The organism is Micromonospora sp. PRAS1 (assembly GCF_059553435.1).
This window is the reverse complement of record NZ_JCANNB010000014.1, coordinates 1-15,423: the sequence shown is the minus strand read 5'-3', so window position 1 is coordinate 15,423 and position 15,423 is coordinate 1. Positions and strand designations below refer to the sequence as shown.

Here is a 15,423-nt window from a genome sequence, read left to right as displayed (position 1 = left end):
TCAGCTGCCGGCGAGCCGGGCCGTGCGGGCGCCGGTGAGCGCGACCAGGTCGGCGGGGTCCAGCTCGACCTGGAGCCCGCGTCGACCCGCCGACACGTACACCGTGGGGTGATCGAGGGCGGCGGCGTCGAGCACGGTGGGCAGCCGCTTGCGCTGCCCGAGCGGACTGATGCCGCCCCGGACGTAGCCGGTGGCGCGTTCGGCGGCCACCCGTTCGGCAAGCGTGGCCCGCTTGCCACCCGCCGCTGCGGCGAGGGCCTTCAGGTCCAGCTCGCCGGTGACCGGCACCACCGCCACGGTGAGCGCCCCGTCCACCTCGGTCACCAGGGTCTTGAAGACCCGCTCCGGCGCCACCCCGAGCGCGGCGGCGACCAGCGCGCCGTAGTTCGGTGCGTCCGCCGGGACGTCGTACGGGTGGGTGCGATGGGTGATCCCCCGCTTTGCCAGCAGCACCATCGCCGGCGTACCCCGTCCCGCCACGCCGTCAACCTAGTCCCCGGCCCCGAACTGCGGCCAGGGACTTTAGGCGGCCGGTCCGGCGGTCGGCTGGCAGATCAGCACCGTCGGGGCCCCGGCGACCCGGGTCAGCACCAGGCTGGCCGGTTGGTCGCCGGTCAGTCGCAGGTCACGTCGGAGCCGCTCGGGTTCCAGCGCGGAGCCGCGCTTGCGGATCTCCAGCCGGCCGACCCGTCGCTCCCGCAGCAACGCGCGCAGCCGCTTGAGCGAGAACGGCAGCACGTCGGTCACCGCCAGGCAGCGGGCGTACGGCGTCGGCGTGGCCCGGTCGGCGTAGAGGTAGGCGATGGCCGGGTCGGCCAGCGTGGCGTCCAGTTCGGCGGCCAACTCGGCGACCAGGTGTGCGCGGACCACCGCCGGATCCGGGTCGTACACGAAGCCGCGTACCGGCCCGACCGGCGCCTCGGTCGCCCCCGCGCCGGTGAGCTGGTGGACGGCCGGGCTGCCGGAGAAGTGATAAGAGGGGGCCCCTTTACTACCGGAGGCGTTAACAGGGGGCCCCTCCTTCACGATGGTTGCGCGGCGGGGGGTCTCGGCGAGCGGGCCACACCAGAGGGTCGCCTCGACGAGATCGCCGTCGACGCTCACCCACTCGGCCTCGGCGCCGGTCGGGATCAGCGCGTGGTCGAGGCCCGGGGCCACCTTCACCACCGTGTACGGCACCCGGTCGGCCAGCCCGGTGACGAAGTCCCACGGCGGCGAGTACGAGTTCGGGTCGAAGATCCGGCGGCCGGTGCCGGCCCGGCGGCGGGCCGGATCGCAGAAGACCGCCTCGACCCGGGACACGTCGAACGCGGTCGCGTCGGCGCACTCCACGGTGAACAGCTCGGCCAGCCCCGCCGCCCGCGCGTTCGCCTCGGCCAACGCGGCGGTGACCGGATCGGCCTCCACGCCGTACACCCGGATGCCCTCGCGGGCGGCGGCGAGCGCGTCGGCGCCCAGGCCGCAACCCAGGTCGGCCAGGGTGCTCACCCCGGCGGCGCGTAGCCGCCGGGCGCGGCGTCGCGCGACGACCTGCCGGGTGGCCTGCTCCAGGCCGGGCCGGGTGAAGAACATCTGCTCCGCTGCCGGCCCGAACTTGCCGGCCGCCCGGCGACGCAGCTCCGCCTGGGTCAGCGCGGTTGCCGCCAATCCGGCCGGCACCCCGGCCGAGCGCAGTGCCCCCGCTGCCGCCAGCGGATCACCGCCGGCCACCCGAGCCGCCGCGTCGAGCGCGGCCACCCCCTCAGCGGTACGCAACGCGGCAAACTGCTCCAGATCCACCCGCCCATTGTTCCGCCCGCTCCACCCCACCCACCGCCGGCCGACGCTTGATCATCACCAGATCGCCGGAATGGCGGTGTCCATCCCTCGTGGTCACCGCCGTTGCGGCGGAACGGAGTCGATCAAGCCAGGACCCGTCGGCGGTGGTCGGCGGACGGCGGTGGCAGTGCGACACGAGAGCGGTTGCGTTGGCACTCTCCTTGACGGAGTGCTAGCCGAGGAATAACCTGCGATTAGCACTCTCACCCTGAGGGTGCCAACGCTCGGGCCCTGGTGCCCGGGGGTTGAACGCCAGGCGGACCGGCACCCGCGACGACGGCCCCGCCCGGTGGCATGTGGCAGATTGACGCCGGTCGGCATGCCGACCGGCAACGAAACCAGTACCCCAGGAGGGTATGCCCGTGACTACCGCGACCAAGGTTGCGATCAAGCCGCTCGAGGACCGGATCCTGGTCCAGGCGAACGAGGCTGAGACCACCACGGCGTCGGGCATCGTGATTCCCGACACCGCCAAGGAGAAGCCGCAGGAGGGCACCGTCCTCGCTGTCGGCCCGGGCCGCGTCGACGACAAGGGCAACCGGATCCCGGTTGACGTCAGCGTCGGCGACACCGTCATCTACTCGAAGTACGGCGGCACCGAGGTCAAGTACGCCGGCGAGGAGTACCTGGTGCTCTCCGCCCGCGACGTCCTCGCGGTCATCGAGAAGTAAGCAACCGATCAGTGTCGTTGCCCCGGTCCGGCTCGCCGGGCCGGGGCAACGTCGCTTCGAAGGGACATTCATGGCGAAGATCCTGAGCTTCTCGGACGACGCCCGGCACCAGCTGGAACACGGTGTCAACGCGCTCGCGGACGCGGTCAAGGTCACTCTCGGGCCGCGCGGGCGCAACGTCGTCCTGGACAAGAAATTCGGTGTGCCCACGATCACCAACGACGGCGTGACGATCGCCAAGGAGATCGAGCTCACCAACCCGTACGAGAACCTCGGCGCGCAGCTGGTCAAGGAGGTGGCGACCAAGACCAACGACGTCGCCGGCGACGGGACCACCACCGCGACCGTGCTGGCCCAGGCCATGGTCCGCGAGGGCCTGCGCAACGTGACCGCGGGCGCCAACCCGGCCGGCCTCAAGCGGGGCATCGACGCCGCCTCCGCCAAGGTCTCCGAGGCGCTGCTCGGCAAGGCCGTCGAGGTCTCCGACAAGAAGTCGGTCGCACACGTTGCGACGATCTCGGCGCAGGACGCCACAATCGGTGAGCTGATCGCCGAGGCGATGGAGCGGGTCGGCCGCGACGGTGTGATCACCGTCGAGGAGGGCTCCGCCCTGCACACCGAGCTGGACGTCACCGAGGGACTCCAGTTCGACAAGGGCTTCATCTCGCCCAACTTCGTCACCGACGCGGAGGCGCAGGAGTCCGTCCTGGAGGACGCGTACATCCTGATCACCACGCAGAAGATCTCGGCGATCGAGGAGCTGCTGCCGCTGCTGGAGAAGGTCCTCCAGAACAGCAAGCCGCTGCTGATCATCGCCGAGGACGTCGAGGGTCAGGCACTCTCCACCCTGGTGGTCAACTCGATCCGCAAGACCCTCAAGGTCTGCGCGGTCAAGGCACCGGGCTTCGGCGACCGGCGCAAGGCGATGCTCCAGGACATGGCGATCCTCACCGGCGCCGAGCTGGTCGCCCCCGAGCTGGGCTACAAGCTCGACCAGGTCGGCCTGGAGGTGCTTGGCACCGCCCGGCGCATCGTGGTCGACAAGGAGAACACCACAGTCGTCGACGGTGGCGGGCAGGCCAGCGAGGTCGCCGACCGGGTCGCCCAGATCCGCAAGGAGATCGAGGCCTCCGACTCCGAGTGGGACCGGGAGAAGCTCGCCGAGCGGCTGGCCAAGCTCTCCGGCGGCATCGCGGTGGTCAAGGTCGGCGCGGCCACCGAGGTCGAGATGAAGGAGCGCAAGCACCGCATCGAGGACGCCATCGCCGCGACCAAGGCCGCGGTCGAGGAGGGTACGGTGCCCGGCGGCGGTGCCGCCCTGGCCCAGATCCTGCCGGTGCTCGACGACGACCTCGGCTTCACCGGCGACGAGAAGGTAGGCGTGTCGATCGTGCGCAAGGCGCTTGTCGAGCCGCTGCGCTGGATCGCCCAGAACGCCGGCCACGACGGCTACGTCGTGGTGCAGAAGGTCGCCGGCAGCCAGTGGGGCAACGGCCTCGACGCCGCCGTCGGCGAGTACGTCGACCTGGCCGACAAGGGCATCATCGACCCGGTCAAGGTGACCCGTAACGCGGTCACCAACGCCGCGTCGATCGCCGGTCTGCTGCTGACCACCGAGAGCCTCGTGGTGGACAAGCCGGCCGAGCCGGAGGCCGCCGCCGGTGGGCACGGCCACTCGCACGGCCACGGGCACAGCCACCAGCACGGCCCGGGTTTCTGACCCCTGCCGTACGCCGGAACGTGGGGCGCGCCGTCGTCGACGGTGCGCCCCACGCGCGTACTGCCACCGGGGTGACTACCGCCGCAGGGGCGGGTCGGAAACACTGGGGCGGTGAGCAGTACGACACCCCGGTACGCCGCCCTGGCCGGTCTCACCGCCGCCGCCGCGACCATCGGCACCGCCGAGCTGGTGGCGGCGTTGACCGGACCCCGGTCGTCGCCCCTCGTCGCGGTCGGCGGGCTGGTCGTGGACACCGTTCCCGAACCGGTCAAGCGGTTCGGCATCGCGGTGTTCGGCGGGTACGACAAGATCGCTCTCCTGGTCGGCACGGCGCTGCTGCTCGCCGGCTTCGCCGCCCTGCTCGGGATCCTGGCCGTCCGCCGGCTGCTGCTCGGCCTGGCCGGCGTCGCGGCCTTCGCCGCCCTCGGCGTGGCGGCGGCGCTGACCCGGGCCGGCGCCGATGCCGCCGACGCGCTGCCGTCGCTGATCGGCGCGGCGGTCGGCGGCCTGACGCTCTGGGCGTTCGTCGCCGGTCCGCTCGAACTCGACCCGTGGCCCTGGTCCCCACCCACTCCGGAGCAGGGGAGACCCGGCACACCGGATCCGGGACCGAGTGACCAGCCGACGGACCCTGGCCCGAGGGCGGTGGATGCCGGCGCTCGGGCGGTGGATCCCGGATCGCGGCGGCGGTTTCTCCGCGGGGTCGGCGCGGTGCTCGGGGTGGCCGCCGTCGGTGGTCTCGCCGGGCGGTGGCTGGCCGGGCGGCGCGGGGTAGCCGCCGCCCGGGATGCGATCACGCTGCCCGCGCCGGTCTCCGCCGCGCGGCCGGTGCCGGCCGGGGCCGACCTTGGCGCGTTGGGCCTGGCCAGCTACGTCACCTCGAACAAGGCGTTCTACCGCATCGACACCGCGCTTGTGGTGCCGCAGGTGGATCCGGACAGCTGGCGGTTGCGCATCCACGGTCGGGTCCGCAACCCGATCACGTTGAGCTACGCCGATCTGCTGGCCCGGCCGATGGTCGAGCGGTACGTCACCCTGGCCTGCGTGTCCAACGAGGTCGGTGGTGACCTGATCGGCAACGCGCGGTGGCTCGGCGTACCGATCCGGGAGCTGTTGGCCGAGGCGGAACCGCACGACGGCGCCGACCAGGTGGTCGGGCGCTCGGTCGACGGTTGGACCTGCGGTACGCCGACGGCGGTGCTGCGCGACGGGCGGGACGCCCTGCTCGCGGTGGGCATGAACGGCGAGCCGCTGCCGGTGGCGCACGGCTTTCCGGTCCGGATGGTGGTGCCCGGCCTGTACGGGTACGTGTCGGCCTGCAAGTGGATCACCGAGTTGGAGCTGACCAGCTTCGCCGACTTCGACGCGTACTGGGTGCCCCGGGGGTGGTCCGCTCAGGGGCCGGTGAAGACGCAGTCCCGGATCGACACACCCCGCCCACGCAACCGGCCGGTAGCCGGCCCGGTGGTGGTGGCCGGCGTCGCCTGGGCGCAGCGGCGCGGCATCAGCCGGGTGGAGGTACGCGTCGACGGCGGTCCCTGGCAGGAGGCGGAACTGGCCCCGACGGTCTCGGTGGACACCTGGGTGCAGTGGTCGTGGCAGTGGTCGGCCGAGCCCGGCGAGCACACCCTCCAGGTACGGGCGACGGACAGCACCGGCGAGACGCAGACCGGGCAGCGGCAGGATGTCGCCCCGGACGGTGCCACCGGCTGGCACACCGTCACCGTGACGGTCGCCTGAGCCCGGCCCGGGTCGCGCCGGAGGCGGTCAGCTGACCTTGGCCTGGTCGGGCCGGGGGCGCACGACGACGCCGCGCCCCGGAGTCGGGACGCGGCGTCGGTGAGTCTGGTCAGGCGACGTTGCGTTGGACGGGGACGGTCGACCGGTGGGCGCTGCCCAGCCGGGCCTCCAGTCGGGCGACGTCGACGCGGCTCTGCCGCCGGTCGGCGAGGTCCTCCCAGCCGACCGCGAGCAGTCGCAGCCGCTCGGACTCGCTGAAGCCGCCCCACACCCCGTACGGCTCGCGGACGGCCAGGGCGTGCGCGGCGCACTCGGCGCGGACCGGGCAGGCGCGGCAGACCGCCTTCGCGCCGGATTCGCGGCGCAGCCGGGAGGAACCGCGCTCGCCGTCGGGGTGGAAGAACTGGGCGCTGTCCCGGCCGCGGCAGGCACCGAGACGTTGCCAGTCCCAGAGGTCGACGATGGGTCCGGGCAGTCTACGTACGTTCGACATCAGCACCCCTCCTCTCGCGCGGCACCGCGAGATGTAGCTATGGCCGGCTGTCCGGGTGACGGGCCGCGCAGGCGCACCGTTCCCGGCCTGGTCCCTCGTTACCCGGACCGTCTTCGGCTCACACGTCTTTGATCCAGAAGATCCGGCAACTTGCGGTATATGCCCCAACTGTCGGAAAAGTGGAGAGGATTGCCCGGAACCTCCTCCCGAGCCTGCCCGGTCGTGGTCTGCTCATCTTCGGAAAGGAGATCACTGTGCGTACGGTTCTCGTGTGCGTTCGGACGCCGCTCGCGGCGCAGCACCTGACCTCCGCGGCGGCGCGGCTGGGATTGTCCGGTGCCGTTCGGACGGCTGTCTCCGATCCCGAGGTGATGCTGCGGTTGGCCGAGCGCCCTGCCGACGTGGTGCTCGCCGACACCGCGCTTACCCGGCCGGACAGCGCCGGCTTCGTCCGCCGGGTGCTGGCCCGCGCGCCGCAGGCCGCAGTGCTGCTGCTCGGCACCGAGGAGTCGGAGGCCGCGGCGGCGACCATCAGCGCCGGAGCCCGCGGGCTGATCCAGGGCGCGGACCACGATCTCACCAGCGCGGTCGCCAAGGCACTGCTGCTGCTGGCCGCGCCCGGACGGGCCAGCCGGCACCGGATCGCGGACCCGGCCCGGGACGCCGCCGCGGTGGGCAGCCCGACCCGGCCGACGCCGGGTGGCCGGCCGCCCGGTGAGAGCGCGTCGACCTGGCCGTCCGGCGACACCCCGGGCGCGCCGGCGATGGTGCCGGCGCAGCGTGGGGACGACCCGGCCGAGCCGGACGCCGAGGCCGGGACCGGCCCGGACCGGCCCGCCGCCGCTCGGCCCGACCGGTCCGCGATCGGCCTCACCGAACGGGAGTTGCAGGTGCTGCTCGGGATGGCCGAGGGCAAGAGCAACGCCGAGATCGGCCGTGAGTTGTTCGTCTCCGAGGACACCGTGAAGACCCACGCCCGGCGGTTGTTCCGCAAGCTCGGTGCCCGCGACCGGGCCCACGCGGTGGCCGCCGGCTTCCGGGCCGGGCTGGTCGCCTGAGCCCGGCCCGGTCACCCGGGGGCCGGGCTCGGCAGAGCCGATCGCGGTCGCCTGAGCGGTCGTCGATCCCGGTCGCGGTCGCCTGAGCGTCGTCGATCCCGGTCGCGTCGGGTGTGGTTCAGTCCCGGGAGCCGGGCTCGTCCTCGGTGCCCTCGCTGAGGGTGTCGTGCACGCCGTCGGCGTACCCCCGGGCGTAGTCCCAGGTGACGTAGTGGTCGGGATCGGGGTCGAAGGCGGGCTCGTGCACCCGGGGCTGCCCGGAACTCAGCAGGTGGCGCAGGTTGCCCCGGAGCAGGTCCCAGTCGAAGTAGTGCGGCTCCCGGCAGTCCTCACACTCGATCACGAGCCCCCGTACGCCGATCGGCGCGAGAAGCGCCTGGTAGATCTCCAGATCGGCGAGATCCTCCAGCACGTCCCGGCGTTCGCCATCGGTCAACGGGTCGAGCGGATCGTCGCGACCAGGCTCGTCCAGCCCGGCCGTCGGGTCGGTCGGATCGCCGGTGAACGGGTCGATGGGCTCGTCGTGCACCCCCTCACCGTAGACCCAAGCCTGCGTCGACGCCTGCCCCCGTCAGGTAACGGCACCGGTCACCGGGCGGCCCGCCGGACGCGGGGGCCGTCCGGGGCACTGGGTACGATGGGGTCGACGCACCTCGCCCGGCCTTCGCCGGTGCCCACCAGTGCCACCTCACTGAAGCCCGTTCAAGCAGCTCAGGAGCGCAATCGTGGAGAATTCGCCCCGCCCTCACCGTTCCGTCGGCACCGAGGCCGACGAGCTGGGTGGCCATCTGCCCGAGCTGCCTGCCGGGTCGGCCCGGGTGGTGCCGCTGGGGCTTACCTTCGACGACGTGCTGCTTCAGCCGGGCGAGTCGGACGTGGTGCCCAGCCGGGTCAACACCCTCACCCGGATGACCCGCAACGTCACCCTCTCCATCCCGCTGCTCTCCAGCGCGATGGACACCGTGACCGAGGCGCGGATGGCGATCGCGATGGCCCGCCAGGGCGGCATCGGCGTGTTGCACCGCAACCTCTCGATGGAGGACCAGGCGCTCCAGGTCGACCTGGTGAAGCGCTCCGAGTCCGGCATGATCACCAACCCGGTCACCGCCAGCCCGGACGACACCCTGCGCGAGGTGGACCAGCTCTGCGGGCGGTACCGCATCTCCGGCGTGCCGGTGGTGGACGCGCAGGGGCAGCTCGTCGGCATCGTCACCAACCGGGACATGCGCTTCGTCTCCGACCCGGCCACCCCGGTCCACGAAATCATGACCCGGGCACCGCTGATCACCGCGCCGGTCGGGGTGAGCAAGGACGAGGCGCTGGCCCTGCTGCGCCAGCACAAGGTCGAGAAGCTGCCGATCGTCGACGGCTCCGGCAAATTGCGCGGGCTGATCACCGTCAAGGACTTCACCAAGAGCGAGCAGTACCCCAACGCCACCAAGGACGACGCGGGCCGGCTGCGGGTGGCGGCGGCGATCGGCGTCGGCGAGGACGCCTACAAGCGGGCCCGGGCGCTTGTCGACGCGGGCGTCGACGTGCTCATCGTGGACACCGCCCACGGCCACCAGCGGGCCGTGCTGGAGATGGTCAGCCGGCTGAAGAAGGACGTGGCCATCGACATCGTCGGCGGCAACGTGGCCACCTACGCCGGGGCGAAGGCCCTGGTCGACGCCGGTGCCGACGGGGTGAAGGTCGGTGTCGGGCCGGGCGCCATCTGCACCACCCGGATCGTGGCCGGCGTCGGCGTGCCGCAGATCACCGCGATCATGGAGGCCGTCCGGGCGGCCCGCCCGGCCGGGGTGCCGGTGATCGGTGACGGCGGCATCCAGTATTCGGGCGACATCGCCAAGGCGCTCGTCGCTGGCGCCGACACGGTGATGCTCGGCAGCCTGCTGGCCGGCTGCGAGGAGAGTCCCGGCGAGCTGATCTTCGTCAACGGCAAGCAGTTCAAGGCGTACCGGGGGATGGGCTCGCTCGGCGCGATGCAGTCCCGTGGGCAGGCCAAGTCGTACTCCAAGGACCGCTACTTCCAGCAGGATGTGACGAGCGACGAGAAGCTGGTCCCGGAGGGGGTCGAGGGCCAGGTGCCGTACCGGGGGCCGCTCTCCCGGGTGGCCCACCAGCTGATCGGTGGCGTGCGGCTGGCAATGGGGTACGCGGGCGCGGAGAGCATCGCCGAGCTGCACCAGCGCGGCCAACTGATCCGGATCACCGCGGCCGGGCTCAAGGAGAGCCACCCGCACGACATCCAGATGACAGTCGAGGCGCCGAACTACCACACCCGCTGACACCCCCCACCACCCCCGAACCCAACAGGAGTGCCCCATGCGTGACGTGGTCGAGATCGGGCTGGGCAAGACCGCGCAGCGCGGCTACCACCTGGACGACATCGCCATCGTGCCGAGCCGCCGCACCCGGGACGTCGACGACGTCTCCACCGGCTGGCAGCTCGACGCGTACCAGTTCGGCATTCCCTGCGTGGGGCACCCCTCCGACGCGACGATGAGCCCGGCCTCGGCGGTACGGCTCGGCCAGCTCGGCGGGCTCGGCGTACTCAACGTCGAGGGGCTCTGGACCCGCTACGAGAACCCGACCAAGGTGCTGGAGGAGCTGGCCGGCCTCGGCGACGAGGCCCGCGCCACCAAGCGGCTCCAGGAGGTGTACGCCGAGCCGATCCGACCGGATCTGATCACCGAGCGGGTCCGCGAGCTGCGCGAGGGCGGCGGCACGGTGGCGGTGCGGGTCTCCCCGCAGCACACCCTGGCGCTGGCCCCGGTCATCCTCGACGCGGGCGTGGACATCCTGGTCATCCAGGGCACCATCGTCTCGGCCGAGCACGTCTCGACCACCGACGAGCCGCTGAACCTCAAGGAGTTCATCGCCGACCTCGACCTCCCGGTGATCGTCGGTGGCTGCACCGACTACAAGACCGCGCTGCACCTGATGCGGACCGGCGCGGCCGGCGTGATCATCGGCATCGGCGGCGACGAGTGGTCCACCACCGAGTCGGTGCTCGGCATCCGGGTGCCGATGGCCACCGCGATCGCGGACGCCGCCGCGGCCCGCCGGGACTACCTGGACGAGACCGGCGGCCGGTACGTGCACCTGATCGCCGACGGGGACATCCGCACCTCAGGCGACATCGCCAAGGCGCTCGGCTGCGGCGCGGACGCGGTGATGCTCGGCGAGCCGCTGTCGCTCTGCGCGGAGGCACCGGCCGGTGGCGCCTGGTGGCACTCGGCCGCCAGCCACCCGTCCCTGCCCCGGGGTGCCTTCGAGACCGCCGGCGATTCCCTCGGCTCCATGGAACGCCTCCTCTTCGGTCCCGCCGACGAGCCCGACGGCCAGCTCAACCTCTTCGGCGGCCTGCGCCGCGCGATGGCCAAGTGCGGCTACCGCGACCTCAAGGAGTTCCAGAAGGTCGGCCTGGTGCTGGACCGCTGACCTGCCGTCGACCCGTCCCGGGCGGCGGTAGGGTCGGGCGGGTGAGCAGGGGATTGAGGCAGCGGTGGTCGGCCGCCGCGGTCGCGGTGGTGGCTGCGGTCACACTGATCGGCTGCACCGGGGACGGGCGGGCGGACGACGAGTTCCGGCCGGGCAGTGTGGACCTGGCCGACCCGTACGTCCCCGGCAGCGGCAACGGCGGGTACGACGTGGCCCACTATCGGCTGGCGGTGCGCTACGACCCGGCCGAGGACCGGCTCACCGGCCGGGCCGAGGTCACCGCGACCGCGACCCACGGGTTGTCCCGGTTCAATCTGGACCTGGCCGGGCTGGACGTCAGCTCGGTGGCCGTCAACGGCGCACCGGCCGAGTACCGGCACGACGACGGCGAACTGGTGGTCACCCCCGGCCAGGGGCTCGCCACCGGCAGCCGGTTCACCGTCGAGGTGGCGTACGCCGGTGTGCCCGAGGCGGTGGCCGACGGCGTACTGGGCGATGGCGGCTTCCAGCACACCGAGGACGGGGCGATAGCGCTCGGCCAACCGCATTCGGCGGCGACCTGGTTCCCGGTCAACGACCATCCCTCCGACAAGGCCACCTACGACATCGAGGTGACAGTTCCCGACGGCCTCGCCGCGCTCAGCAACGGGGTGCCAGGGGAGCGGACCAGCGCCGACGGCTGGACCACCTGGCGCTGGGCGGAGCGCTCGCCGATGGCGAGCTACCTGAGCACGCTTGTGATCGGCGACTACCGGGTGGAGACCGGCAGCCACGACGGCAAGCCGCTGGTCACCGCCGTACCGTCCGGGTTGCCCGCCGCCGGCCCGGAGGCGAGATCACTTGCCCGCACCGGCGAGATCGCCGACTACCTGGCCGGCCTCTTCGGGCCGTACCCGTTCGAGGCGTACGGCGGGGTGGTGGTCGCCGACGCCCGGATCGGGTACGCGCTGGAGACCCAGTCGCGGCCGGTCTACGGGCCGGGCTTCTTCCGCAACGGCGAGCCGAACTACGGCGTGGTCGTGCACGAGGTGGCCCACCAGTGGTTCGGCAACAGCGTGGCGCTGGCCGGCTGGCGCGACATCTGGCTCAACGAGGGCTTCGCCAGCTACGCCGAGTGGCTCTGGGAGGAGCACGACGGTGGAGCCACCGCCCAGCGCAACTTCGAGCGCCAGTACGCGGCGACGGACTGGTCCCGGCGCACCCTCGACCCGGGCGCGGGACAGATGTTCAGCAGCGCCGTCTACAAGCGCGGGGCGCTCGCCGTGCACGCGCTGCGGCGTACCGTCGGTGACGACGCCTTCTTCGAGATCCTGCGGACCTGGACCAGCGAGCGCCGGGACGGCACCGCGACCACGGCGGACTTCGTCGCCCTGGCCGAGCGGGTCTCGGGGCGCTCGCTGGGGCCGTTCTTCGACGCCTGGCTGACCGGCACCGCCCCGCCCGCCCTGCCCTGAGCACCGCCCCGGCCGCCCTGCCCTGAAGCATGGGGCCGGCCGTTCTGGGTTGAGCACGGGGGGCTAATCCGGCACCCTCAGCTTCGGGTGCTCGGCGAGGTAGGCGTCGGCGCGACCGGCGCGCAACTCGGTGAGGAAGCGGCGGCCGACCCGGGTCAGCTCCTCACCCCGGTAGGCGTTGCCCCGACCGACCGCGGCACCCGGCAGGACGACAAGCGTGAGGGCGTCCGGCGACAGCCCGCCGAGGGCGTACGCGATCTCCACGATCCGCCGCCCGCCGACGTAGACAAGCATGTCGCCGAGCGCGTCGGTCACCTGCTCGACCCGCTCCGGTTGGCGGGCCAGATCCTGGTCGAGAATCTTCCGAACCAGGGACCGGACCAGCTGTTGCTGGTGGCGCTGCCGGGTGTAGTCGCCGCCGGGCAGGTACCGCTGGCGGGCGTAGTCCACCGCCTGCCAGCCGTTGAGGTGCCGGTCGCCGGGCTCGTAGACCATCCGTGGCCCGACGTAGCCGCCGACCCCTGGCCCGGGTTGCCGATGCTTGCCGTCCGGCTGACGGTGCCGCGAGACAACCCGCTGTTCGACGTGGATGTCGACGCCCCCCAGGCTGTCCACCAGCTTGTCGAAGCCACCGAAGGTGAGCACCGCGCCGGCGTCGATGCGCAGGCCGGTGTAGTCGCTTACGGTGCGCCGCAGCAGGTCGTACCCCTGGGCGGGGTCGGGTTTCCGCGGCCGGTCCGGCACCCGGCTGCCGTAGCTCATCGCGTTTGTGAGCTTGGTCCGCCCACCCCGGTAGTCGGCCGGCTCGAAGGCCGGGATGTCCACCACCAGATCCCGGGGGAGTGAGAAGAGGTACGCCCGGGACAGCCCGGCCGGCACGTGCAGGACGAGTACGGCGTCGGCGTGCGGTTCCCAACCGGGCACGCTGACCCGGGTGTCGACGCCGACCAGCAGCAGGTTGAGCGGGCCGGTGAGGTCGGCGCCCGGCGGCGGGGTGCTCGGGCTGGGGCTGGGCTGCTCGCTCGGCGTCGGGTCCGGGCCGGCTGCTCCGGCGGTAGGTGCCGTCCGGTCGGCCACCGTGCGCGCCACCACAAGCGCGCCGCCGGCCAGCAGCAGCACGGTGACCAGCCCGGCCAGCAGCAGGGTCAATCGTCGTCGGTCCGCTCCGAACGCCATCCCCGTCTCCTTCGTCCGATATCGATAACGCGGTGGGACGGGCCCGAGGTTGCGGCATCGGGCGACGCCGGTGGGGCACCCGGCGGAGCGCGCGGGCAGACCAGTTGCATGATCACGCGGAAACTGCTCCTGGCGCGAGACTTACTCGCGGGTAATGATGCCCTCATGCGGTACGACGTGGTCGTCATCGGATCGGGCTTCGGCGGCAGCGTCGCCGCGCTCCGGTTGGCCGAGAAGGGCTACTCGGTCGGCGTGCTGGAGGCCGGTCGGCGCTTCGCCGACGACGAGTTCCCGCAGACGTCGTGGCGGCTGCGCCGCTTCCTGTGGGCCCCCGCGTTTGGCTGTTTCGGGCTGCAACGGATCACCCTGCTGCGGGCCGCCGACCGGCGGGCCGGCGGCGGGGTGCTGGTGCTGTCGGGCGCGGGGGTGGGCGGCGGTTCACTGGTGTACGCCAACACGCTCTACGAGCCGCTGGACGCCTTCTACACCGACCCGCAGTGGCGGGACGTCACCGACTGGCGGGCCGAGCTGGCACCGCACTTCGACCAGGCGAAGCGGATGCTCGGGGTGACCACGTACCCGAACGTGACCGGGGCGGACCGGGCGATGCGGCGGGTGGCCGAGCGGATGGGGGTGGGGCACACCTTCCACGCCACCCCGGTCGGCGTACACATCGGGCGCCCGGGCGAACGGGTCGCCGACCCGTACTTCGGTGGCGTCGGCCCGGACCGGGTGGGCTGTACGCACTGCGGCGCCTGCCTGACCGGCTGCCGGCACGGCGCGAAGAACACGCTTGTGAAGAACTATCTCTGGCTGGCCGAGCGGCTCGGCGCCCGGGTGCAGCCGCTGACCACGGTGACCGCGGTCCGGCCGGTCGACGGCGGGTACGCGGTGCACACCCGACGCACCGGTGCCTGGCTGCGGCGGCGACCCCAAGTGATCCACGCCGACCAGGTGGTCTTCGCCGCCGGTGCGCTGGGGACCCAGCGGCTGCTGCACGAGATGCGGGCCGGCGGTGACCTGCCCGGGCTCTCGCCCCGGCTCGGCGAGCTGACCCGGACCAACTCGGAGGCGATCCTCGGCGCCTCGGTGCCGCACCGGCAGACCCGGGCGCGCGGGATCGACTTCACCGAGGGGGTGGCGATCACCAGCTCGTTCCACCCCGACGGGCAGACCCACATCGAGCCGGTCCGCTACGGGCGGGGCTCGAACGTGATGGGGCTGCTCCAGTCCCTGCTGGTCGACGGCGGGCCGCACCGGGTACGCCGGTGGTTCGGGCAACTGTTCCGGCAGCCGGTGCTGGCCGCCCGGATGCTCTCCGTACGCGGCTGGTCGCAGCGTACGGTGATCGCGCTGGTGATGCAGTCGGCCGACAACTCGCTCACCACCCGGCTGCGACGCGGCCCGTTCGGCCGCCGGCTGGTCTCCGGCCCGGGCCACGGCACCCCGAACCCGACCTGGATCCCGGCCGGCAACCGGGCGGTTCGGCTGCTCGCCGAGGAGATCGACGGTACGCCGGGCGGCGCACTCACCGAGCCGTTCGACATCCCGATGACGGCGCACATCCTCGGCGGCGCGGTGATCGGCGCAACCCCCGCCGAGGGCGTGATCGACCCGTACCACCGGGTCTACGGTCACCCCGGCCTGCACGTGGTCGACGGTGCCGCGATCTCCGCCAACCTCGGCGTCAACCCCTCGCTGACCATCACCGCCCAGGCCGAACGCGCCATGTCGATGTGGCCCAACAAGAACGACCCCGACCCCCGCCCACCCCTGGATTCGCCGTACCGCCGCGTGCCGGCGGTTCCCCCGCGAAACCCCGCCGGCCACCGTGGAACCGCCGGGCGAG

At 72.6% G+C, this 15,423-nt stretch carries 13 protein-coding genes; 8 read left to right on the top strand and 5 right to left on the bottom strand.

All coding sequences use genetic code 11. The features are described from left to right. Together ybaK and AC507J_RS15315 are read right to left on the bottom strand one after the other, a co-directional pair. Window positions 1-456 carry a Cys-tRNA(Pro) deacylase gene (gene ybaK / locus AC507J_RS15320; protein WP_496289957.1) on the bottom strand — a complete coding sequence of 152 codons (456 nt, stop codon included), beginning with the start codon at window positions 454-456 and terminating at the stop codon, window positions 1-3. 66 nt (window positions 457-522) lie between these two features. Continuing rightward, on the bottom strand, window positions 523-1,779 hold the full coding sequence (locus AC507J_RS15315; protein ID WP_496289830.1) for a THUMP-like domain-containing protein: 1,257 nt from the start codon (window positions 1,777-1,779) through the stop codon (window positions 523-525). A gap of 401 nt (window positions 1,780-2,180) precedes the next feature. Between AC507J_RS15315 and groES the strand changes: the two genes are divergently transcribed. The 3 genes from groES (at window position 2,181) to AC507J_RS15300 (ending at window position 5,949) form a co-directional block, all read left to right on the top strand. Then, the gene (gene groES / locus AC507J_RS15310) at window positions 2,181-2,489 is read left to right on the top strand and encodes a co-chaperone GroES (RefSeq protein ID WP_496289829.1); all 309 of its coding nucleotides are present in this window, start codon (window positions 2,181-2,183) and stop codon (window positions 2,487-2,489) included. A gap of 70 nt (window positions 2,490-2,559) precedes the next feature. Beyond that, window positions 2,560-4,209, top strand: coding sequence for a chaperonin GroEL (gene groL / locus AC507J_RS15305; protein ID WP_496289828.1), 1,650 nt, complete (start codon window positions 2,560-2,562; stop codon window positions 4,207-4,209). A gap of 111 nt (window positions 4,210-4,320) precedes the next feature. After that, window positions 4,321-5,949: a molybdopterin-dependent oxidoreductase gene (locus tag AC507J_RS15300; RefSeq protein ID WP_496289827.1), complete on the top strand. Its 1,629-nt coding sequence runs from the start codon at window positions 4,321-4,323 to the stop codon at window positions 5,947-5,949. Between the two features lie 109 nt (window positions 5,950-6,058). Here AC507J_RS15300 and AC507J_RS15295 read toward each other — a convergent pair whose 3' ends face one another. Further along, window positions 6,059-6,442 carry a WhiB family transcriptional regulator gene (locus tag AC507J_RS15295; protein ID WP_496289826.1) on the bottom strand — a complete coding sequence of 128 codons (384 nt, stop codon included), beginning with the start codon at window positions 6,440-6,442 and terminating at the stop codon, window positions 6,059-6,061. A gap of 254 nt (window positions 6,443-6,696) precedes the next feature. Here AC507J_RS15295 and AC507J_RS15290 point away from each other — a divergent pair, with 254 nt between their 5' ends. After that, window positions 6,697-7,500, top strand: a complete 804-nt coding sequence (locus AC507J_RS15290; RefSeq protein ID WP_496289825.1) for a helix-turn-helix transcriptional regulator — start codon at window positions 6,697-6,699, stop codon at window positions 7,498-7,500. 118 nt (window positions 7,501-7,618) lie between these two features. Here the strand turns inward: AC507J_RS15290 and AC507J_RS15285 are convergent, their stop codons facing one another. After that, window positions 7,619-8,029: a DUF5319 domain-containing protein gene (locus AC507J_RS15285; protein WP_496289824.1), complete on the bottom strand. Its 411-nt coding sequence runs from the start codon at window positions 8,027-8,029 to the stop codon at window positions 7,619-7,621. A 196-nt stretch (window positions 8,030-8,225) separates the two neighbouring features. On the opposite strand from AC507J_RS15285, the gene guaB reads away from it, so the two are divergent. Genes guaB through AC507J_RS15270 form a run of 3 tightly spaced genes read left to right on the top strand, consistent with a single transcriptional unit; the run spans window position 8,226 to window position 12,398 of the window. Continuing rightward, complete coding sequence (gene guaB, locus AC507J_RS15280) at window positions 8,226-9,788, top strand: IMP dehydrogenase (protein ID WP_496289823.1); 1,563 nt, start codon at window positions 8,226-8,228, stop codon at window positions 9,786-9,788. Window positions 9,789-9,825: 37 nt separating this feature from the next. Next, complete coding sequence (locus AC507J_RS15275) at window positions 9,826-10,944, top strand: GuaB3 family IMP dehydrogenase-related protein (RefSeq protein ID WP_496289822.1); 1,119 nt, start codon at window positions 9,826-9,828, stop codon at window positions 10,942-10,944. 41 nt (window positions 10,945-10,985) lie between these two features. Continuing rightward, a complete protein-coding gene (locus tag AC507J_RS15270; RefSeq protein WP_496289821.1) occupies window positions 10,986-12,398 on the top strand; it encodes a M1 family metallopeptidase in 1,413 nt (470 codons plus the stop codon). A 63-nt stretch (window positions 12,399-12,461) separates the two neighbouring features. Here the strand turns inward: AC507J_RS15270 and AC507J_RS15265 are convergent, their stop codons facing one another. Then, window positions 12,462-13,574, bottom strand: coding sequence for an LCP family protein (locus AC507J_RS15265; protein ID WP_496289820.1), 1,113 nt, complete (start codon window positions 13,572-13,574; stop codon window positions 12,462-12,464). Between the two features lie 165 nt (window positions 13,575-13,739). Between AC507J_RS15265 and AC507J_RS15260 the strand changes: the two genes are divergently transcribed. Then, window positions 13,740-15,423, top strand: a 1,684-nt coding sequence (locus AC507J_RS15260) for an FAD-dependent oxidoreductase (protein WP_496289819.1), incomplete at its 3' end; no start/stop codon positions are given.